Below are 20920 nucleotides of genomic sequence, written 5' to 3' on the forward strand. Positions count from 1 at the left end.
GTTTCTTGTCATAAAAATTTAATTTACCTGTTTTAACATCTGGCCTTTGTATTTGTTTGGAGTGCGAAGTTGATCCAGGGTAATCACTCCTTGACTAATCGTATAAAAAATATCTGTGTTGCGTGGTTGATAAGTTCTCTGCTATTTGGCTCTTTGGCGATTTTTGTCTACGTGCAACAGAAAGAAGCCGCAAAGCAATCCGTTCAGGCCGCCTCCGAATTGATCCGACAGGAGCTAGATTCGCAGCTTCATAATATTGATGTCTTTTTAAAACATGCAGAGCGCCTCGATGAAACATGTGACGCTCATACTATCTCTTTAATGCGAGAGCAGGTATTCGTTAATCCTGCATTGAGTGAGATTGGCATCGTCGATGAATATGGCCGATTACTGTGTAACTCATTTGGCCGCCTGACGCCCCCGGTACAAACCACAGAGCCCATAAAACAACCCGGCTTGAGGTATCATGGCCCAATCATTACTGACTTTTTGCAAGTCCCTGCGTTTGTGCTGGCGCGCACACGCAATGATGGATTTGAAGTTAATGCCTTACTACCAACCAGCTGGTTAAGTGATACCTTAGATATTACCCGGCATAAAAACCTGGTTTTCATTGCTTTGCTCGATGGTGAGTCCGGCGTGCCCATATTTTTGCGTGGCAAATACACTTTACCTTTGGGCGAGACGATATTTCCCATGACGGATGTACTGGAGTTTGAAGGGCATTTTGACGATGGCACGCAGAAATATATCTTTGCACGGCCGCTTGCTGCTTTGCCACAACTGACCATTATGGTGGCCAGCGATGCAAAACGACTGTCTACCATCCAGCCTGTGTGGTTGTTAACCCTGTTGCTTTTATATTGTGGCTCATTGGTGGGGCTCACTATGTTGCTTAACCACTATGACAGCCGGGTATTGAGTAGCCGGGCATTGTTGCTTGGGGCTATCAATAAGCAGGAACTATTTAATGTCTATCAGCCTCTGGTAGATGCAACGACTCGGGAAGTTGTTGGGGTTGAAGTGCTGATCCGCTGGCAGCACCCTGTGGAGGGGGAGCTTAGCCCGGCCTATTTCGTTCCCGAAGCGGAGCGCGATGGCAGTATTCTTGATCTGTCGATTTATCAGATAGAAAGAGCGCTGACTGAATTGCGTGCAATTTTACAAAGTAAACCTCACTTCAAGGTGTCGTTTAACGTTAACGGTTATTTGTTGACTTGCGCAGACTACCTTGAAGTGTTGCACAAAGCGAACCAGAATATCCCGAAACTCACCATAGAGCTGACAGAGCGTGACGTGTTATCTCAGGCACAAATACACTCCGTTCTTCAGTCATTGGTAGACTCAGGGGTCGAGATCGCGATAGACGACTTTGGTACCGGTTACAGTGGTTTGCATTATCTGCAGAGTTTTCCAATCGATCTGTTGAAGATAGACCAGACCTTTGTTGCCTCTATTGGTATGGATAACCTGCAGTCCCCTGTACTTAATGCGATGATAGAGATGGCAGCTAAGCTTGATAAAAAGCTGATTGCAGAGGGCGTAGAAACGGCGCATCAGGCAGAGTATTTATCCCGTCAGGGTGTGTGTGTGCACCAGGGTTGGTACTATTATATGGCGATGCCAATTCAGAAGCTTAAAGAGGTTTGCTAATTTACGTAATATAACGGCCTGTAATAGAAAAGCCCCGGTTACGGGGCTTTAGGTCAAGGGATTATAATGAGGCAAAGTAACAGCCATATCCGGGCAGGGACAGCTGGCCTTGTTCATAGCGACCATTATGATGGACTAACTCCTGATGTTGCGCATGGTGGCTACTGTTCAGTTCGAGCTGAGCAGGCTGATCACTCAGGTTAAACGCGCATAGCACGGTTTTACCCTGATAATGTCGATAAAATGCGAGCATAGGCTCCGGGCTATCTATGAACTCGATATCTCCCACCTGCAATTCTGGCATTGTATTCCGCCATGCCATAAATGCCTGATAACGCGCCAAAATAGAATCTTCCAAGTCAGCTTGCTGAGAAACCGCTTGTGGCAGATGTGCCGGTGATACTGGCAACCAGGGTTTTCCTTCGCTGAAGCCTGCATGCTCAAGCTCGGTATGCCAGGGCATGGGTGTGCGACAGCCATCACGTCCCTTAAAGTTCGGCCAGAACGTAATGCCATAAGGATCCTGTAAATCTTCAAATGCGACATCGGCTTCACCCAGGCCCAGTTCTTCGCCCTGGTACATACATACACTGCCACGCAATGACCCCAATAACGCGGTGAGCATGCTCGCTTGGCGTGCGTCAACGGTTTTACCGTCTTTAGACCAGCGGCTTGCAACGCGTTCTACGTCGTGGTTACTGAACGCCCAACATGGCCAGCCTTCGGTCATGACTGCTTCAAGGCGAGAGACGGTTTCACGAATGTAGCTTGCACTGTAGTCTTTGGTCAGTAACTCAAAGCTGTAGCCCATGTGCAGCTTATCACCGCCGGAGGTATACTCAGCCATGGTTTGAAGAGAATCCTCGGATGAAATCTCTCCCAGACTGACCGTGCCAGGGTAGCGGTCGAGCAGGGTGCGGATCTCTGCCATAAACGCGAGGTTTTCCGGCTGGGTATTGTTGTAATAATGGTACTGAAATGCATAAGGGTTGTCTTCGCTAAAACCACGCCCCTGACGTAATTCCTTTGGCTTTGCAGGATTGTCACGCAACTGTTGATCATGGAAGCAAAAGTTAATGGCATCCAGGCGGAAACCGTCAACACCTTTTTTCAGCCAGAATTCGACATTATCCAGAACCGCCTGACGTACTTCAGGATTGTGGAAGTTCAAATCCGGTTGCTCAGTCAAAAAGTTATGGAGATAGTACTGACAACGGCGAGAGTCCCACTGCCATGCAACACCACCAAAGATAGACAGCCAGTTGTTTGGGGGGCTGCCATCAGGCTTAGCATCCGCCCAAACGTACCAGTCAGCTTTGCCGTTTGTTTGGTTGGCACGGCTTTCGCTAAACCAGGCATGTTCATCTGAAGTGTGGCTAAGTACCTGATCAATAATGATCTTAATATTACGTTGATGTGCCTTGTCGATTAATTCATCAAAGTCATCAAGGTTACCAAACATTGGGTCAATATCACGGTAGTCGCTGATATCATAGCCGAAGTCTTTCATAGGAGACTTGAAAAATGGCGAGATCCAGATGGCATCTACGCCGAGCGACTTAATGTAATCGAGCTTGCTAATGATCCCCTGAAGATCGCCAATTCCATCATTATTGGTATCGCAAAAGCTGCGGGGGTATACCTGATAGATAACCGCGCCTTTCCACCATTCATTATGAGCCATGCACTTTCTCCTGCGCCGTGCAGCTGAGCTGCCGTATCCATATCTGCCTCTGGAGCCATCTCGCAACTCAATGTATTGAGGGGCTTAATAACTGTAGTCAATTCAAACGAGGTGAGGTCAGATTATGATGTAAACAGGATACGACAACACTAAATATTAACAATGGCGAAGAGCATACGACATGCGTTGATATGAGTAAAAAGCCTGCATACGTATGCAGCATAATTAGTTGTCATTGGATTAATATAAAAGCCGGATTTCAAACTCATTGGTGCTCTTTACCAATATGTGTTTCTGCCTCAGATTCCCCTCTTTTATCTGTATTACAGTTTAATTAATTGGTAATACCAATTTTCATGTTGATTTCGGAGCAGAAAAATTCAGCAAATTTGATGGCACAATCGTTGGCAGTTATTTGATTTTCGTTAAAACTTAGTAAATTCAGCGAAAGCATAACATGCAAGGTTCACCAACAGATTGTTGCGATAATATTTATAAAGGTAACAGGGGGTTAGCGCTTCTAGGAGTGAATGTCCTGTGAACAAAATGAAATGGAGGCTGTATTGAATACGTATGCATAAAGTTGTTTGGACGTTGAAGGCAGCGCTACTATTGCCGCTGACAACAAAATTACCGCCTTTAAAATCGTTGTAGCGCTTCACGGTTCACCGTGTGACGAATAAACAAACAACTAGGCGTCATAAAAATGGTTAATTGGGATAAAACACTATGTCTATGTTCAAACCAAGCATGCTAACAGTTGCGCTTATGGCCGCTGGCGTTAGCCACTTTTCGGTCGTTGCAGAAGAAGAGAAAGCAGCAAAGAAAGAGGATGTTGAAGTTATCGAGGTACGTGGTATCTCTCGTAGTATCATCGCGTCAATCGATAAAAAGCGTTACAGCGACACAGTAGCAGAAGTCGTTGATGCTGGTGATCTGGCATCTTTGCCCGATGTTTCCATTGCAGACTCCCTGAGCCGTTTGCCAGGTGTGACAGCGGTGCGCGCAAGTGGTCAGTCATCTCAGTTGAATATTCGTGGTATGAATGGCGACTTTATTCAGACAACACTTAATGGCCGTGAACAGGCAAGCACCAGTGGTTATACAGCGGGTAGCCGCTGGATATCGTTTGACCAGTACCCGTCAGAGTTGATCAACCAGGCTGCTGTATACAAGTCGCCAAAAGCCTCTTTGGTAGAAGGGGGTGTTGCTGCAACGGTTGAACTGAAAACAGTGAACCCACTTGAAGCGAAAGAGCAACATAACTTCAATTCTTCAGTACGTTATTCCTACAATGATGCTGCATCAGATGTAGGTGCCGATTCAAGTGGTGAGCGCATCAGTTTCTCATATCAGGGCAAGTTCCTGGATGAAACTTTGGGTTTTGGTATTGGCGCGGCGTTCTTAAACCAGCCAAATAATGCTATTGATGTATCAGCACATGCACCGAAGCGCTCGCAAGACTTTGATGGTGATGGTACAGAAGAGCGTTCTGTAAATGGCTATCAGGTTCGCTCTGCAAAAGGGTCAGACGAGCGCCTAGGTCTTATGAGTACTTTGGTTTATCAACCTACAGATGCGCTAAAAGTCCAGTTTGACTACTTCCGTTCTGAGTTTGAATCAGAAGACCGCAAAAGTGGTTTGAATATCGAGGGGTTCGAGAAGAATTTAGGTTCCCTTTATACGCTTAACAACGCGGTAGTAAAAGATGGCTTCTTAGTTGCCGGTGATGTTGTGATCACTGATCCCAATGGCCCTTGGGTCGAAATGCGTTCTGAAGACCAGTCTACCGATTCTACCACAGACAGCTTTGGTCTGGATTTGGAATATGTTACGGATAAGTGGGAACTTAGGCTGGACTTTGCACACAGTGAAGGTGAAAAAACGCGCCGTGATGTAATTGCATCTATGCACGCCTACGAGTTTGGAAATGCGGTTGTAGATGGCACTTTGGTTGAAACGTGGCAGGAGATGCGTAACCAAACCTTTTCTTTTGTACAGCAAGAGAAAAATTCGCCGTTATTGACTCTGGGAAATAGCTATACAGACTTGTCTAACATGCGCCTGGGTGACTGGGAGCAGTTTCCACATAGATACACTGATGAACTGGACAGCTTTAAAGTAGATTTTAAATACCATGTTGAGGCTGGGTTTATTTCGTCTATTGAAGTTGGTGCTCGTTGGTCAGACCGAGAGTTTACGGACCAGCGTTCAACGTTCCGCTGGGGTGCGCGTGAAGGTCAGAATGGTTACAAACTGCCTGATGGTACGATCGTTACTAATAAAGGGTGCGAATTTAACCACCAAAATCATACCTGTATGCCGCACTCTCTTGATGGTTTCGTCACCGTGGAGCATACCAGAGGATTCAACTATCTTGAGCTAGACCTGATGGGCATCGCGGACGCGGTATTTGGTCCGGGCAATTATGGTGCGCAGCAAACCTGGGAACATAACTGGACACTGATCGAAAGTGGTGCGGTTAAGGAAGAAGTGTTAGCTGGTTATGTTATGGCTAACATAGATACTGAAATTGGAGATATTCCTGTCACAGGTAACTTTGGTGTTCGTGTTGTTAGAACAGATACTAAATCAATTGGGATTCAGCAGATCCAAGGTGATGAAGTAGGTGATACTATCGTTGATGATAATGGTGTGGCACGAACAGATTATCGTCACGTTGAGTATGGACCAGAATACACAGATACATTGCCTTCTTTGAACCTAAACTTCCGTGTTACTGATGAAGATCAGATACGCTTCGCGGCAGCAAAAGTGATGGGTCGTCCACCTGTGTATCAATTACGTGGTGGTGCTGGTTCTTGGGCTGATACCGCCAATGACGGTGAAAGTCCACGTTATAATGTTTGGTCAAAAGGTAATCCGAACCTGGACCCGTTCCGTGCAACTCAGTTTGACTTGTCGTATGAGCGATATTTCGAAGATGGTGGTGCGTTTGTAGCGGCTATTTTCTGGAAAGACATTGAGTCTCTGATTGAAAGTATTACCTATCAGGAAGGTGAGGTTGATTGGGCAACAATTGGTCTTGAAGTCCCAGAAGGTTTTGTTGCTGGTCAGTACCAGACAACTCAGAACAATGATCAGGGTGGCTATATTCGAGGCGTAGAGCTGGCTTACACTACTATGTTTGACAATCTGCCTGGTATTTTCTCTGGTTTAGGTTTCAATGCTAACTACTCATACACTGAGAGTGAAACAACAGTTGATGGCGGTGGTAACTTCCCGGATCAACAATTACCTATGCCTGGTTTGTCTAAAAATGTCTGGAGTGCGACGATTTTCTGGAATATCGACGCATTTACGACACACCTGAACGTACGTTATCGTGATGAATATGTGTATGAAGGTGCGTCACCTGGTGGTTCATCTCTGGCGTGGGCGGATGAGTACACTGTGGTTGACTGGCAGGGCACTTATGATTTTGAAAATGGCTTGCAGGCCGTGCTTCAAATCAACAACCTGACTGATGAGCCAAACACCACCAACTATGGTACTGCATTGGCAACTGGCGAGTACAAAGAGTTCGGTCGCCAGTACTTCTTAGGGTTTAACTATAGCTTCTAAGCACCGAGCGTGATCTGATATAAAGCCACCAGTTTTCTGGTGGCTTTGTTTTATGAGGTGAAAATGATGAATAAAAAGAGAATCGTGATTTTAGGCGGTGGTACAGCAGGCTGGATGGCGGCTAACCTGATGGCCAAAAGCTGGCAGGACCAGCCGATTGAGATTGCCCTGGTCGAGTCACCGGATATTGGCATCATTGGCGTGGGCGAAGGCTCTACTCCCCAGTTCAAGGGGTTTATGGACTTTATGGGGATCAGTGAAGCGCAGTGGATGCCAGCGTGTAACGCAACTTATAAAAATGGCATTCGTTTTATTGACTGGTCAACGCGTCCTGGCTTTAGCAGCTACTTTCATCCCTTTCCTTCACAGCCCGACGATTATTCAGCGCCAGCCTTCTTTCATAACAGCTTTGTTCGAAGAAAAGCGATTGATGTAGCAGGCCACCCAGACCCATTTTTTCTTACTACCTATCTGGCCGAGCAGGCTAAAGCCCCAATCGCTGCGCATCATTTTCCGTTTGAAATTAACTATGGCTATCATTTTGATGCCGGTAAGCTTGGGCTCTTCTTAGCTCAAACAGCCCGCGATTTGGGCGTTGAGCACATTCAGGCCAATGTCAGCGATGTGCGTAAACATACAAATGGTGACATTGCAGCGTTGGTATGTGAGCAGGGAACGGAAATTACAGGTGATGTATTTATCGACTGCTCGGGCTTTCGCAGTTTATTAATGCAGCAGCATCTGGATGTGGGCTTTGAGTCTTTTGCCAACAACTTGTTTAATGACGCCGCTGTGGTTTTGCCAACAGAACAGGGTGATGTGATTTCTTCTGAAACCCAGTCCATTGCCCGTAAGTTTGGCTGGAGTTGGCATATACCTCTGACCAACCGCATTGGTAATGGCTATGTCTACAGCCGACGCTATTGCGATCCGGATAAAGCTGAAACCGAATTACGTACCGCACTGGGTTTGCTGGACAGTGACGTTGAAGCCCGTCACTTGACCATGAAGGTGGGGCAGGTCAAAAAGCATTGGCACAAAAACTGCCTTGCCATTGGATTGTCACAAGGGTTTATTGAGCCGCTGGAAGCGACTGCGCTTCATATTGTTCAGGAAACCGTTCAAAGCTTTATTGAATGTTATCAGGACGGCGAGTTCACCGATAAGCTCAAAACCAGGCATAACCAGTCACTCGATGCCCGTTACCAGGCCATTCGCGATTATATTGTGGCGCATTATCGTGTAAACAGCAGAGCCGATACACAATACTGGCGTGATAACGCGAACAACAATCAGCTTTCGCGTTCTTTATATGACGTATTGCAAACCTGGGTGTCGGGCAAAAATTTATCGGATGAATTACATCGTCAGGATATCGACAAGTATTACCCCTCCGTCAGTTGGCACTGTTTACTCGCTGGTTACGGTATCTATCCCGAGCAGTCTCAGTTGATCGCTGGCAATGAGGCGGCAAACAAGTACGACTTATCACAGGTACAGGATTACATTGCCCGATGCGGATTAAACTTTGAAGACCACCGCGCGCAACTTGAGCGTTTGGCCCAGATGCGATAAATCGACGATCTTTGTCCCTGAGCAGAGTTTACATTTGGGCACTAAGAATATTGAACATGACGTGCGGATGAATAGGGGCTCTGAATACGTATGCAAGCGGTTCACCCGTGATTACCAAGTCAGTAGACTCATTGAAAATACTAAAAATGACAACATTATGATGACAATAAAACCATTGGTGGTCGCGCTAGGGGTGATCACTGGTTCTGTGGTACTGAACGCTTGTAACAGTATCAATGACAACAAGACTTCTTTAGAGACAGCCAGCAACGCAGCAGCAGCGACACAACAGGCAGAGACAAAGCCAGTTGTTTATCAGGTATTTACCCGCCTGTTTGGGAATACCAATAGTAACAATATTCCGTGGGGTACAAAGGCGCAAAATGGAGTTGGAAAATTTGCCGATTTTACGCCCAAAGCGCTGGCTGAAATCAAGGCCATGGGTGTGAGTCACGTTTGGTATACCGGTGTATTGCATCATGGTTTAGTAGGTGACTATACCAAGTATGGGATATCAGTGGACGACCCGGATGTAGTCAAAGGCCGCGCAGGGTCCCCTTATGCCGTTAAAGACTATTACAACGTTAATCCGGATCTGGCCATTGACCCAGCCAACAGACTGGCAGAATTCGAAGCTCTGATAGACCGCACTCACGAAGCGGGTATGAAAGTGGTGATTGACATAGTCCCCAATCATGTCGCTCGTAATTATCAATCGCTTAGTGCGCCACAAGGCGTAAGCGACTTCGGTGCGAACGACGACACGTCAAAGACCTATGCCCGTGATAACAACTTTTACTACGTTACTGGCCAGGATTTTCGTGTCCCGAGCTCAGATGATTATCAGGTGCTTGGGGGCGAGCAACACCCACTTGCCGATGGTCAGTTCGTTGAAAGCCCGGCCAAATGGACAGGCAATGGTGCACGTAAAGCGCAGCCTCATATTCATGACTGGTATGAAACCGTTAAGGTCAATTACGGTGTAAAACCCGATGGCAGCTATGACTTTGCCACCTTGCCGGCACACTATGCCACGCTTGACTACCGTGCCCACTATGCATTCTGGCAAGATAAAAAACTGCCAGACAGCTGGTATAAGTTTCGTGATATCACCTATTACTGGTTGGATAAAGGTGTTGACGGCTTCCGTTATGACATGGCGGAGATGGTTCCGGTGGAATTCTGGAGTTTCCTGAATGCCTCAATCAAGGTGAAAAACCCGGATGCCTTTATCCTCGCAGAAGTTTACAACCCAACCCTGTATCGTTCATATATCGCGCAGGGAAAAATGGACTACCTGTACGATAAAGTCGGTTTTTATGATTCTCTTAAAGCCCTGATGCAGGGCAAAGGCACGGCGCAGGAAGTACTGGACGTCCATGCCAGTGTAGCGGATATTGCGCCTCATATGCTGCACTTCCTGGAAAACCATGATGAGCAGCGTATTGCAAGCCCGGAGTTTGCCGGCGATGCAAATAAAGGTAAGCCCGCCATGGTCGTTAGTCATTTGATCAGTAAAGCACCAACTTTGATTTACTTCGGTCAGAGCGTGGGTGAAGACGGCTCTGAGATGGCGGGATTCGGCAAGCCCAGTCGTACCAGCATTTTTGATTACATCGGTGTGCCGGCCCATCAGGCCTGGATGAACCATGGCAAGTTTGATGGTGCTTTGCTGAGCGATGAACAAAAGGCGTTACGTGCTTATTATCAGAAACTAATGAATATGGCGTCTTTAAGCGCGGTGGCTGAGGGCACATTGGTTTCAACGCAAGTGACAACACCAGAGGGTAAATCTGCACACAAAGTAATGAGCTTTGCTCGTGAAAGCAAGTCACAGCGCCTGGTCGTGGTCAGCAACTTTGATGCACATCACGCTCAGAATGTATCAATTACATTGCCCGAAGGCTGGCATGGCAAGGCACAGGATCTGCTTGAGCAACATGGCCCGGTAGTACTTCGTAATAATCAACTGACGGTGACCCTGGCACCGCTGGCCAGTGCGGTCTTTGAATTAGAGAATTAATATGCAAAAACAAAAACCACAACTCAGCTTCTGGCAGATCTGGAATATGTGCTTTGGCTTTCTGGGGATCCAGTTTGGCTTTGCACTGCAAAATGGTAATGTCAGCCGGATTTTTCAGACGCTGGGCGCCAAAGTCGATGATATTCCAATCCTGTGGGTTGCCGCTCCACTCACTGGTCTAATTGTACAGCCAATCATTGGTTACTGGAGTGACCGAACCTGGGGGAAACTAGGCCGCAGAAGACCCTTCTTCCTATATGGCGCCATTCTGACGACCTTGTCGTTGTTCTTTATGCCTAATTCTCCCACGCTCTGGATAGCAGCGGGCATGCTGTGGATCATGGATGCATCTATTAACGTGACCATGGAGCCATTCAGGGCACTGGTAGGTGATAACCTCAACGAAAAACAACGTGCCAATGGTTATGCTATGCAGAGCTTCTTTATTGGTATCGGTGCTGTCGTGGCATCGGCTTTGCCCTGGATGATGACCAACTGGTTTGGGATCAGTAATACTGCAGAGCCGGGTCAGATCCCAGAGTCTGTCAAGTATGCTTTCTACTTCGGTGGTGTGGTGTTATTTCTGGCGGTAGGCTGGACCATTCTGAAAACCAAAGAATATAGCCCGCAACAGCTGGCTGAGTTTGCCGGTGAAGCGGTTGAAACGCAAACTAAGCAAAGCCATCAGGCGATCAACTACGCACGCGCAGCACTTATTTCCGGCGTGATTGGTGGAGGGATCCTGGCTGCTGTGATTGGGCTGCAGCTGGAAAAAGAGCTGTATTTGCTGAGCGGACTGTTTTTATCCTTTACGTTGGTCCTGCTAATTGCTGGTTACCTTCAGCAGCGCGGTAGCACCTCAGGTGGCTTTTATAATGTTATCTACGATGTCTTTACTATGCCCGACACCATGCGCCAGCTTGCAGTGGTGCAATTCTTCAGCTGGTTTGCCTTGTTTGCTATGTGGATCTATACCACCTCGGCGGTCACCAGCTTTCACTATGGTACGACAGAAGTAACCAGCAAAGCCTATAACGATGGTGCTGACTGGGTGGGTGTACTGTTTGCCGCTTACAACGGTTTTGCCGCACTGGCTGCGGTGTGTATCCCGGTAATGGTGAATCGTCTAGGCATGCGTGGTGCACACTGTATCAACCTCCTGTTTGGTGCCGGTGCGCTATTGAGTTTTAAAATGATAACTGACCCTGGCTTGCTTTGGCTGCCTATGGTTGGGATTGGCTTTGCCTGGGCCTCAATCCTTTCACTGCCTTACGCCATGCTGAGTAACTCATTACCAGCGCATAAAATGGGCGTATTTATGGGGATATTTAATTTCTTCATCGTGATCCCGCAGTTGATGGCGGCCAGTGTACTAGGCCTGATCCTGAGAAACCTATTTGATAATCAACCGATTTTTGCATTAGTGGTTGGTGGTGTGTCGTTCCTGCTTGCAGCAGTTGCTGTAATGCGGGTGAAAATCGAACAACAATAACACCACCGCAAGGAGACTTTATGAAAAAACTTTCTAGTTTAACTCTGGCATTGATTGCCGCCGGACTTGTTGGTTGCGGCAGCGCGAATAACGCGGTTGAGTCACAGCAGGCTGCGCCGGGCGCACCGGGTGATAAGCCATACTGGGCCTATTCAGGTAAAACCGGGATTGGTACCTCTTATGAGGCCTACGAGCAAGGGCAGTATTCTGATGAGGCAAGTACAGAAACCGTTTCCAAAGTGTGGTTTTCTATTGCCAAAGGCATGATCACAGAAACTATGTTTGGCCTGATCCATCAGGCTCAGATCAAAGACATGCAGTTTATTGTCACCGGCCCGGATTTTACGGTAACGGAGCAAGACGCACTGGACGTCAGTATTGATTACCTGGACAAAGACGCACAAGGTCGTCCGCTGTCTTTAGCATACAAAGTTATCAGCAAAGACAAGCAAGGCCGTTTTACGCTTGAAAAATACATATTCACCGACCCCGACGGGCAAACCTTGTTCGTTCGCGCGAAAGTGGAAACTGAACTGAATGATGTGAAGTTGTTTGTTAACGTAAACCCGTACGTAAATAATAACGGGTTGAATGACTTTGCTAAGGTAACGGACGAGGGTCTGGTTGCCTGGGAAGGAGACAACTACCTGACATTGCAAAGCAGCAATGGTTTTAAACAGGCGAGTGTTGGCTTTACTGGTCAAAGCGATGGTCTGGCGCAGCTTAAGGCAAGTCAGTCAATGTCACAACGCTACACCAATACCGGTGTACAAAGCGGCAACGTTAATTGGTTAGCAGAGCTGGGTGACGTTGACCAGCAGGCCACATTCGACCTGGCACTGAGTTTTGGCAAATCGCAAAGCGCGAGTTTCCAGCAGGGCGCTCAGTCACTTAAGCGTGGCTATCACCAGGTATTGGCCCACTACAACGGTGAGGGCGATACGATTGGCTGGCGCGATTACCTGAGTAGCCTTGAGCCTATGCAGAAGCTCAGCGGTTATACGGCCGATCAGGGAAAACTACTTTATACCAGTGCTTTGGTGTTAAAGGCGCAGGAAGATAAAACCCATGCTGGAGCGCTCATTGCGTCCTTGTCTAACCCTTGGGGTGACACGGTTGCAGCCGAGCAAGGTCATACCGGTTATAAAGCGGTCTGGGTACGCGATTTCTATCAGGTGGCTATGGCATTTTTGGCCATGGGTGACCCAAAAACGGCATTGACTGCGTTTGAATATCTGGAAAAAGTACAAGTTACCGATAAAACGCCTGGCAATCAGGGTGACACGGGCTGGTTCTTACAGAAAACCCATGTTGACGGTGAGCTGGAGTGGGTTGGTGTGCAACTGGATCAGACTGCTATGCCAATTATGCTGGCATGGAAACTTTGGCAGGCCGGTGTGCTGAGCGATGAGAAGCTTGTCCATTGGTACAAGCGCATGTTGCAACCCGCAGCTGAGTTTTTGGTAGAAGGGGGTCTGGCCAAAATCCTCTGGAACGATACGCAGATCACGCCACCAGCAACACAGCAGGAGCGTTGGGAAGAGCAGAATGGCTATTCACCTTCGACAACGGCCGCTATTATTGCAGGGTTAGTCGCGGCCAGTGATATTGCCAAACTAGCAGGCGATAAAGCGGGCAGTGAGCGCTATATGGTTACGGCTAAGCGATACGACAGTGAAGTAGAATCCACCATGTTCACCACAAAGGGCAACTTGCCGTCTAAGCAAAGTGATGGCAAGTACTTTGTCCGAATTGGTAAAGATGCAAATCCGAATACAGATACTAAGCTGAGTGACAACAATGGTCGTTCAGGTTTGGATAAGAAGCAGATCATTGATGGTGGCTTCCTTGAGTTAGTACGCTATGGTGTAAGAGCCGCTGATGCCAGTAGCATCACTAATACGTTACCAGAGTATGAAGATGAAAACCTGCCTGAGAATCTGCGCGTAAAATATAGCTTTAACTTTGCCGGCGACCCGAATAGTTATCCGGGCTACCGCCGTTATGGCAACGACGGTTACGGTGAAGACGAAATACGTGGCACGAACTATGCCGAGCAGGGTCAGAACACGGCCGGTCAGCGTGGTCGGGTTTGGCCTTTCTTTACCGGTGAGCGCGGCCACTACGAGATAGCGGCAGCCAGCCAGGTTAATGCCTTGAATGACACTGCGGTGCAACGTATCAAGTACACTTACATCAAAGGCATGGAGCATTTTGCCAACGAAGGTCTGATGCTCCCTGAGCAGGTCTGGGATGGCGTGGGCGTAAACCCGTTCGGTTATACACTGGGCGAGGGCACTAACTCTGCCACACCGTTGGCATGGACACATGCTGAGTATGTGAAGCTGGTTCGCTCTTTGGCAGACAAGCAAGTCTGGGATCATTATCCAATTGTGGAGCAGGCGCTTAAGTAAGCGTGCTGCAATACTGATAAAACGCGGTGTTCCATACAGGACGCCGCGTTTTTTATTGGCCATATGGACAAATAAGTCTGTCTACCGGCACGTCTATACGTATTTGGCTGCGAAAAGGGTTGAGGCTTTGTTTTGTCAAAAATAGTGCATAGTCTGATAAGAGGTAAACACTAATGGTGCTTTGGGCGCCTTTAATCGTTACGCCTATGGTGCACGAATTATGGAAAATTCATAAGGAGAAGGGATCGCGTTAGAAATTTACTTATCTGTTTTTAAAAACTGTTTCGAATTTAAAGGACGGGCAAGGCGTAAAGAGCACAGGGCGTTTATACTAGGCACTCATAGTCTCTGCGGTACTTGGCCTGATTGACGTTATGCTTGGTCTTTATTCAGACGAAACCGGTCTCGGTCTTTTAAGCGGCCTTTACGCCCTGATTATAATCATTCCCAGCACTGTCCTGAGCATTCACCGTTTGCACGATACCGGGCGCAGCGGTTGGTGGATTTTGATTTCTTTTGTCCCTATTGCTGGACCAATCGTGTTGATTGTGTTTTATGTCATGGACAGTAAACCGGGTGATAACGAATATGGTCCTAACCCAAAGGAACAATTACATAATACCGTTTCGTAGTATATGTCAGTAACTGGGTGGACTAACGTTCACCCAGGATCTCAAAATCATCACTGTGCAGGCGGGCTTGACCGTCTTGCTCAACAACCCAATGTTCACCATGAATTTTGCCAAACGCTTTGTTCATGGTCCAATTGGCAGTCAGTAAGTAGCCTGTTTCCGGGTGTTTCTCCCAGACTACATCGGTATAGGTGACATCGCAAAAACCCTGTTCGATGATGCCGTGCCAGAAGGCTTCTATGTCCTTTGGAGAGGTAAACTCACCAATTGGCCGCGCCAGCATAGTGCAAGCTGTCGAGTATTGCTCGGCGCAACCGCGCGCATCTCCGTTATTAAATGCATTCTGCCATGCAGCGATACCTGCTTTGCAAAGGTCAAGTTCTTGTTGTGGTGTCATTAGAAGATTCCGTTTGTTTTGTTTTCAGTAAGAGAAGTGTAGAGGTTTTAATTGGTTTGAAAAACAGTAATAATAAAAAACACTGTTTAGTTAAATTACACAATAAAAATGCGCCAACTTGGAAAAATGTCGCTGTTTGCTCATGTGGTCGAGGCAGGTTCGGTATCCGGTGCGGCAGATAAATTAGGTTTATCAAAATCAGCGGTCAGCCAGCATTTAAAAACGCTTGAGCAAGATCTCGGGGTCGTGCTTATCAAGCGAACAACCCGCCGACAGTTTCTGACTGAACCTGGCAAACGTTTTTATGAGTCCTGCAAGGTACTCAATCAGATCGCAGCAGATGCCTGGGAGAATATTCAGGCTCAACAAAGTGAGCCGGAGGGCAAGGTGCATATCACGGCACCCAATGCACTGGTAGAAACATTGCTTGCGCCTGTTATTTCAAATCTGATACGGCAGTATCCGGGCGTCATTATTAAGTTAACTTGCGAAGACCAGCAATTGGATTTGATGGCGCATGATATAGACATTGCCGTTCGTATTGGTGTTTCTAAAGACAGCACGCTCAGGCAAAAGCGTTTGGGGGCGTTTCGTGATGTGTTATGTGGACATCCACGTTTTAGTGACGCCTCACTGGAACAGTCCCCCTATGTTGCTAACGCCTGGGAAGGAGAACCTATTGCATATCAGTTTGTCTCAGAAAATGGTGAATCTAAGGCATTCAGTCCTAAAGTAAGTTGCATCACCAACGCATTTCATAGCACAGTCTCTTTGATCCGTTGCGGGGCGGGAGTAGGCCTGATCCCGGACTTTTATATACATAAAGGTCTGCCTGGCATCACTGCCTTGTTGCCCGATGAAAGTTTGCCCGAAAATTCAGTGTATTTACTTACCCCTTTTTCAAAGCATGTTCCCTTGGCCGTGAAAGTTTGCATGGATGCACTTAGTGAGTACATTCAGGCTCAGTTATTAAATACACAGTAGCGAATGCACTATCGATAGTGTTCATCTCTGAGCCCGTACTTTTCAGCAATGCTCGCCAGGCGGCCGTCCAGTTGCAGCCTGAGGACACCGAGGTCGAGTGCTAAAGTTAATTGTTCGCTATTTTCAAGGCGCGGAGAAAAGGCAATGTAAGCAGGCTCCAGCGGGCTGACTGAACCAACCGATTTGATTTTATCACTGATCCCGAGCTGTTTGGCCTGGTACCAGACAACGGGGCCCGCATCAACATAAGCATCTATCCGCTTACTGGTTAATAACCTTAAACTGCGTGCCACAACATCGTCACCCGTTATCAGCGTAATGTACTTATTGGGAGAACTACGATGTGATTTTATGTATGCATTCAGCAAATGGCCATAGTCATATCCCTGAACAGCGCCGAGGCGGACTTTGTTCAACGAGTGTTGGTTTTTGTATGTCCATGTGTTGTCGGACAGAGTAAACAAAGTGTTTGGACTTAGCCTCAGTATGGGCACTTTTGGAAAGAGAAAATCCGGTGCATCGTCTTTGAAGGCACCCACAATGGCGTGTACTTTTCCTTCCCTGGCCTGATGGATGGCCCTGAGCCAGGGCATTTCAATATAACGAACTTGATACCCCGAGATGGCGAGCGCCTCTGTGGCAACATCAATCATGAATCCCTTATTTTTGTCTGAGTCGCGACAATTTACGGGGCACCAGTTATCGCCTGCGATCAGCACTAGCTTGTCGTTACTTGAAAATACTTCAATCGAGAACACAGATAGGCAAAAAAGTATGATGCGTAGCATATCGGGGTAAATTGGTGGCGATACTGGGAGTCTAGTCAATAAACGGCGGTCCGGCAATGTCGCGAATTATCGTGTGGTCTATCCGGGTTTGCAGTCGAAATCTCAGTATGCCAAAACCGGAGTGCATATAGGGGGAGTTTTGTGTGCTATATGGCTAGGCTAAGTAGGTTTTTTTGTATGACAGGTGTTGGTATGAGCAATTAAAAAGGCTGGCAGGGTGAAGGGCTTATTTTGAATTTGTTTTTTCAACTGATTGATTTTACTGCTTATATATCAGTCTGAAGATAAAGTCATTGAGAAGTCATGGGTAAATCAGGTGTTATGAGAAGAAATTAACTAGCTTAACCACCTGTAGGTAACAGGAGGGTTAACATGACCAAATATACATTCGCTACACATTTTATTGCTGCCGCCATATTAGGTAGCGTGAGCTGCATTGCTGCGGCAAACTGTACCAAACCAGCAGAAGCCACCGCTGCAGAGCTGCAAGGCGGCTATCGGGATGTTTCTGAACTCAGTCAGGCTTTTATCGATACAACGCCTGAGCGCAGGGGCGACGGAGTGACTGTTGGTACTTTAAATAGCAAAAGTCGCAAAGACATGTTGGTGAAGCTCGCTAAAGAGATAGAAAATAACGCACATGGGCATTTCGACAGCTTACTGATTGCACATAAGGGGGAGTTGGTTTTCGAGTCTTATTTTTCTCGTGGCCGTATCAACTTGCCGCACTATCAGGCATCTGCAACTAAGGTATACACGGGCCTGGCACTTGGTCGGGCTATCCAACTGGGTTATCTGAGCATGGCCGATTTAGACAAGCCTTTAGTAAGTTTTTTAAAGGATCTGGATCATAGCAAACTTACCAAGGGGAGCGATAAAATTACGCTTAATATGGCACTCACCATGCGCTCCGGGATCCGGCTTAATGACAGCCAAAAAGAGGCGCTGGACAAAATCTCTAAACAACTTAAAGGGCAGCAGCATGCACAGGCATTATTGGAACGCAGTGCGCCAATCGGTGCTGACTCACTGACGTTCAAATACCAGGATGACCCTATGCTGGTGATGCATGTGATCGATGCTGTGGTGCCGGGCTCTGCCGAAGCTTTTATTAAAAAAGAACTACTTGATAAACTCGATATCAATGCGTATCACTGGCAAACCGCTGATAATGGTCTGCCTGAAGCTGGCTGGCGGGTCAATATGACGTCACGAGATATGCTTAAATGGGGGACTCTGGCACAAAACAAAGGCGTGTGGCAGGGTGAGCAACTCATTCCTAAGGAATTCATTGCGAGGGCAGTCAGCCCGCAGCTGTATACTGGCGATGACGACATGTTTGGTGGTGGCAAAGATGTGTCAAAACAGGGCTATGGCTACTACTGGTGGAACGCTGAGTTGAACAATGGTGACAGACAGTTTTACAGTGCATCGGCTCAGGGAGGTGGAGGTCAGTACATTATTTTAATTGAGGAACTCGATCTTGTCGCGGTTGTCACAGCGAGTCGCAGGGAAAACAACACGCTGCAATTAATGGCCGAGCGAGTAATCCCTGCCTTTATGTAGTTAACAGTACAGACAACGTCTATCGATGCGGCGTTGTCTGTTGAAGTGGTTCAACAACCGCTGTAAAGTCCGCAACTGCTCTTTGTTCAAAGATTAAATAAGGTTGAAATAATGAAAGTGCTGGTAACGGGCTCTGCAGGCAGAGTTGGACGCGCCATTTACATTAAGCTCATGGCACAGCATCAGGTGGTTGGGATTGATAAAACACCTTGTTCAACTGCGGATTTTGTCGGGGATATCAGGGACAGCCAGTTGCTTAACGAGGCGCTGCAGGGCGTAGAAGTGATAATACATACTGCGGCTTTACATGCACCGCATGTCGGGCGTGTTGAAGACAGTGCGTTTCAGCGCATTAATGTTGATGCAACAGAACAGTTGGCATTGGCCGGCATAAATGCGGATATAAAGCACTTTGTATTCACCAGCACTACTGCACTGTATGGTTATGCATCGACTCCCAAGGGGATGGCAGGTTGGGTAACAGAAAAGACTCAGCCGCAGCCCAAATCGGTTTATCACCACAGTAAAATAATCGCAGAACAAAAATTAGCCGAAATAGCAAAGCGCTTTAATTTACCTGTTACTGTACTCCAAATGTCCCGGTGCTTCCCTGAGCCTGCAGATTTGATGGCAGTTTACAGGTTAACACGCGGAATTGACGCCCGGGATGTGGCCAGCGCGCATCTGTGTGCAATAGAAAAACGCTTGCCTGGCTTTCAACGCTTTATTGTGTCTGGTGCAACACCTTTTAGCCCCGCTGACTGCAAACGCTTATACCTGAATGCCGCTGAGATTATTTCTGAAAGATGTCCGGGGCTGCTTTCGGCATTTGAACAACGAGGCTGGGCTTTACCCGATTCATTGGACAGAGTATACGACTCATCCGCGGCACAGCTACATCTTGGCTGGCGATCAGAGCATGGGTTTGAGCAGGTTCTGGAGATGTTAGATGCTGAATTCGCCGAGGTATTGCCTGCTATAAATCAAAACAGAGATACTCAGACCCAATAAACACATTTGCTGTCAATTATTGCTCAATATTTGTTCTCCTTTGCCGATATCAAACTACATGGATGGGAGCGGAGGAGCTATGAAAATTGAAAATGCACAAGTCAACATCAGTAACCAGCATGAGGGTCAGAGTCATGTTTATGAAAAGCGTACAGAGATCACTGAGTTGCCCGGGCCTGAGAACGTCAATTCGGCACAGCCGGGTAATGGTGAGCAAGGGATGGCGGGCGAGGTGGCTGATGTAGACAATACAGCCACTGATCTGGATATGCAAACCAGTGCCAGAATGTACATCTTAAAGTTGCTGGTAGAAAAACTCGCGGGCAGTGACGTGCAGTGGTATGACGCTGTGGTCGGAAAAGACATCTCGCATGCTGAAATGTCACAGATCATGTCTGCGTCAGAGCAAGCACCCGCCACAGAAGTGATTGTAGAGCGGTTATCGCACGAGAGTCAGGCCAACGTCTTTAAGGCGGATGGTCAAATTCAGCTGGAAAATGGTGAGACTATTAGTTTTGCCTTTAAATCTGTATTTGCCCAGTCTCATACCAGCTATGAGCGAACCATTGAGAATGTTGATATGAAGGATCCGTTGATCATCAGCTTTACCAATCGCGCTGTTGAGCTGGATACTGAACGTATGGACTTTGATATTGATGCAGATGGCAATAAAGACAATTTTGCTCAGCTGAAGAAGGGATACGGCTATCTGGCATTGGATCTAAACCAGAACAATCAGATAGATGATGGTAAAGAACTGTTTGGTGCGCTCAGTGGTAATGGGTTTGCCGACCTGACTCAGTATGACGATGATGGTAATGGCTTCATTGATGAAAATGACGATATTTTTGATAGCCTTAAAGTCTGGGTCAAAAACAAAGAGCAGGACGAGTTAATATCACTCCATGACGCCAATATAGGCGCCATCGCACTACACAATGCTGATACGCCTCTGAATATCAGAACGGATGGGGCGTTGCAGGGCGCGATCCGTAAGTCCGGTTTTTATCTCGATGAAAATGGTAAACCTGGCCTGGTCCAGCAGGTTGATTATGTGGTGTAGGAGTCGAGTTTTATACCAGCTCGACCAATAAGTTCACTAATTCCGGGGGCGCG

The 20920-nt window shown here is 47.2% G+C and carries 14 protein-coding genes; 11 read left to right on the forward strand and 3 right to left on the reverse strand.

The features are described from left to right. Window positions 1–90 precede the first annotated feature (90 nt). On the forward strand, window positions 91–1653 hold the full coding sequence (locus tag AT705_RS02165; RefSeq protein WP_237113768.1) for an EAL domain-containing protein: 1563 nt from the start codon (window positions 91–93) through the stop codon (window positions 1651–1653). Between the two features lie 61 nt (window positions 1654–1714). On the opposite strand, the gene AT705_RS02170 is transcribed toward AT705_RS02165, so the two are convergent. After that, entirely contained in the window at window positions 1715–3337 is a 1623-nt protein-coding gene (locus AT705_RS02170; protein WP_058795288.1) for an alpha-glucosidase family protein, read from the reverse strand. 729 nt (window positions 3338–4066) lie between these two features. Between AT705_RS02170 and AT705_RS02175 the strand changes: the two genes are divergently transcribed. The 6 genes from AT705_RS02175 to AT705_RS02200 all read left to right on the forward strand — a co-directional run bounded on the left by AT705_RS02175 (window position 4067) and on the right by AT705_RS02200 (window position 15058). Next, window positions 4067–6922, forward strand: coding sequence for a TonB-dependent receptor (locus AT705_RS02175; RefSeq protein WP_058795289.1), 2856 nt, complete (start codon window positions 4067–4069; stop codon window positions 6920–6922). Between the two features lie 66 nt (window positions 6923–6988). Next, a complete protein-coding gene (locus tag AT705_RS02180) occupies window positions 6989–8497 on the forward strand; it encodes a tryptophan halogenase family protein (protein ID WP_049863403.1) in 1509 nt (502 codons plus the stop codon). Window positions 8498–8657: 160 nt separating this feature from the next. Then, window positions 8658–10520 (forward strand): alpha-amylase family glycosyl hydrolase, encoded by a 1863-nt coding sequence (locus tag AT705_RS02185; protein ID WP_058797886.1) that lies wholly within the window; start codon window positions 8658–8660, stop codon window positions 10518–10520. A gap of 1 nt (window position 10521) precedes the next feature. After that, window positions 10522–12012 carry an MFS transporter gene (locus tag AT705_RS02190; protein WP_058795290.1) on the forward strand — a complete coding sequence of 497 codons (1491 nt, stop codon included), beginning with the start codon at window positions 10522–10524 and terminating at the stop codon, window positions 12010–12012. A gap of 20 nt (window positions 12013–12032) precedes the next feature. Further along, on the forward strand, window positions 12033–14426 hold the full coding sequence (locus AT705_RS02195; RefSeq protein WP_058795291.1) for a glycoside hydrolase family 15 protein: 2394 nt from the start codon (window positions 12033–12035) through the stop codon (window positions 14424–14426). A gap of 374 nt (window positions 14427–14800) precedes the next feature. After that, window positions 14801–15058 carry a DUF805 domain-containing protein gene (locus AT705_RS02200; RefSeq protein ID WP_237113769.1) on the forward strand — a complete coding sequence of 86 codons (258 nt, stop codon included), beginning with the start codon at window positions 14801–14803 and terminating at the stop codon, window positions 15056–15058. A 22-nt stretch (window positions 15059–15080) separates the two neighbouring features. Here AT705_RS02200 and AT705_RS02205 read toward each other — a convergent pair whose 3' ends face one another. Further along, on the reverse strand, window positions 15081–15455 hold the full coding sequence (locus AT705_RS02205; protein ID WP_058795292.1) for a hypothetical protein: 375 nt from the start codon (window positions 15453–15455) through the stop codon (window positions 15081–15083). 108 nt (window positions 15456–15563) lie between these two features. Here AT705_RS02205 and AT705_RS02210 point away from each other — a divergent pair, with 108 nt between their 5' ends. Further along, entirely contained in the window at window positions 15564–16439 is an 876-nt protein-coding gene (locus tag AT705_RS02210) for a LysR family transcriptional regulator (protein WP_058795293.1), read from the forward strand. Window positions 16440–16447: 8 nt separating this feature from the next. On the opposite strand, the gene AT705_RS02215 is transcribed toward AT705_RS02210, so the two are convergent. Further along, complete coding sequence (locus AT705_RS02215) at window positions 16448–17092, reverse strand: substrate-binding periplasmic protein (RefSeq protein WP_058795294.1); 645 nt, start codon at window positions 17090–17092, stop codon at window positions 16448–16450. Window positions 17093–17599: 507 nt separating this feature from the next. On the opposite strand from AT705_RS02215, the gene AT705_RS02220 reads away from it, so the two are divergent. From AT705_RS02220 to AT705_RS02230, 3 genes are all read left to right on the forward strand, one after another. Then, a complete protein-coding gene (locus tag AT705_RS02220) occupies window positions 17600–18793 on the forward strand; it encodes a serine hydrolase domain-containing protein (protein ID WP_058795295.1) in 1194 nt (397 codons plus the stop codon). A gap of 111 nt (window positions 18794–18904) precedes the next feature. Next, window positions 18905–19804, forward strand: a complete 900-nt coding sequence (locus AT705_RS02225) for an NAD-dependent epimerase/dehydratase family protein (protein ID WP_058795296.1) — start codon at window positions 18905–18907, stop codon at window positions 19802–19804. Between the two features lie 79 nt (window positions 19805–19883). Further along, a complete protein-coding gene (locus AT705_RS02230) occupies window positions 19884–20867 on the forward strand; it encodes a hypothetical protein (RefSeq protein WP_058795297.1) in 984 nt (327 codons plus the stop codon). Window positions 20868–20920: the final 53 nt, after the last annotated feature.

The organism is Pseudoalteromonas rubra (assembly GCF_001482385.1).
GTDB classification, from domain to species: Bacteria; Pseudomonadota; Gammaproteobacteria; order Enterobacterales; family Alteromonadaceae; genus Pseudoalteromonas; species Pseudoalteromonas ardens.

Excerpts from the sequence above, each read along its gene's own strand:
- AT705_RS02190 (WP_058795290.1), top strand. The coding sequence starts at position 10,522 with ATGCAAAAACAAAAACCACAACTCAGCTTCTGGCAGATCTGGAATATG.
- AT705_RS02200 (WP_237113769.1), top strand. The coding sequence starts at position 14,801 with ATGCTTGGTCTTTATTCAGACGAAACCGGTCTCGGTCTTTTAAGCGGC.
- AT705_RS02225 (WP_058795296.1), top strand. The coding sequence starts at position 18,905 with ATGAAAGTGCTGGTAACGGGCTCTGCAGGCAGAGTTGGACGCGCCATT.
- AT705_RS02215 (WP_058795294.1), bottom strand. The coding sequence starts at position 17,092 with ATGATTGATGTTGCCACAGAGGCGCTCGCCATCTCGGGGTATCAAGTT.
- AT705_RS02170 (WP_058795288.1), bottom strand. The coding sequence starts at position 3,337 with ATGGCTCATAATGAATGGTGGAAAGGCGCGGTTATCTATCAGGTATAC.
- AT705_RS02185 (WP_058797886.1), top strand. The coding sequence starts at position 8,658 with ATGACAATAAAACCATTGGTGGTCGCGCTAGGGGTGATCACTGGTTCT.
- AT705_RS02220 (WP_058795295.1), top strand. The coding sequence starts at position 17,600 with ATGACCAAATATACATTCGCTACACATTTTATTGCTGCCGCCATATTA.
- AT705_RS02195 (WP_058795291.1), top strand. The coding sequence starts at position 12,033 with ATGAAAAAACTTTCTAGTTTAACTCTGGCATTGATTGCCGCCGGACTT.
- AT705_RS02230 (WP_058795297.1), top strand. The coding sequence starts at position 19,884 with ATGAAAATTGAAAATGCACAAGTCAACATCAGTAACCAGCATGAGGGT.
- AT705_RS02205 (WP_058795292.1), bottom strand. The coding sequence starts at position 15,455 with ATGACACCACAACAAGAACTTGACCTTTGCAAAGCAGGTATCGCTGCA.
- AT705_RS02175 (WP_058795289.1), top strand. The coding sequence starts at position 4,067 with ATGTCTATGTTCAAACCAAGCATGCTAACAGTTGCGCTTATGGCCGCT.
- AT705_RS02210 (WP_058795293.1), top strand. The coding sequence starts at position 15,564 with ATGCGCCAACTTGGAAAAATGTCGCTGTTTGCTCATGTGGTCGAGGCA.
- AT705_RS02180 (WP_049863403.1), top strand. The coding sequence starts at position 6,989 with ATGAATAAAAAGAGAATCGTGATTTTAGGCGGTGGTACAGCAGGCTGG.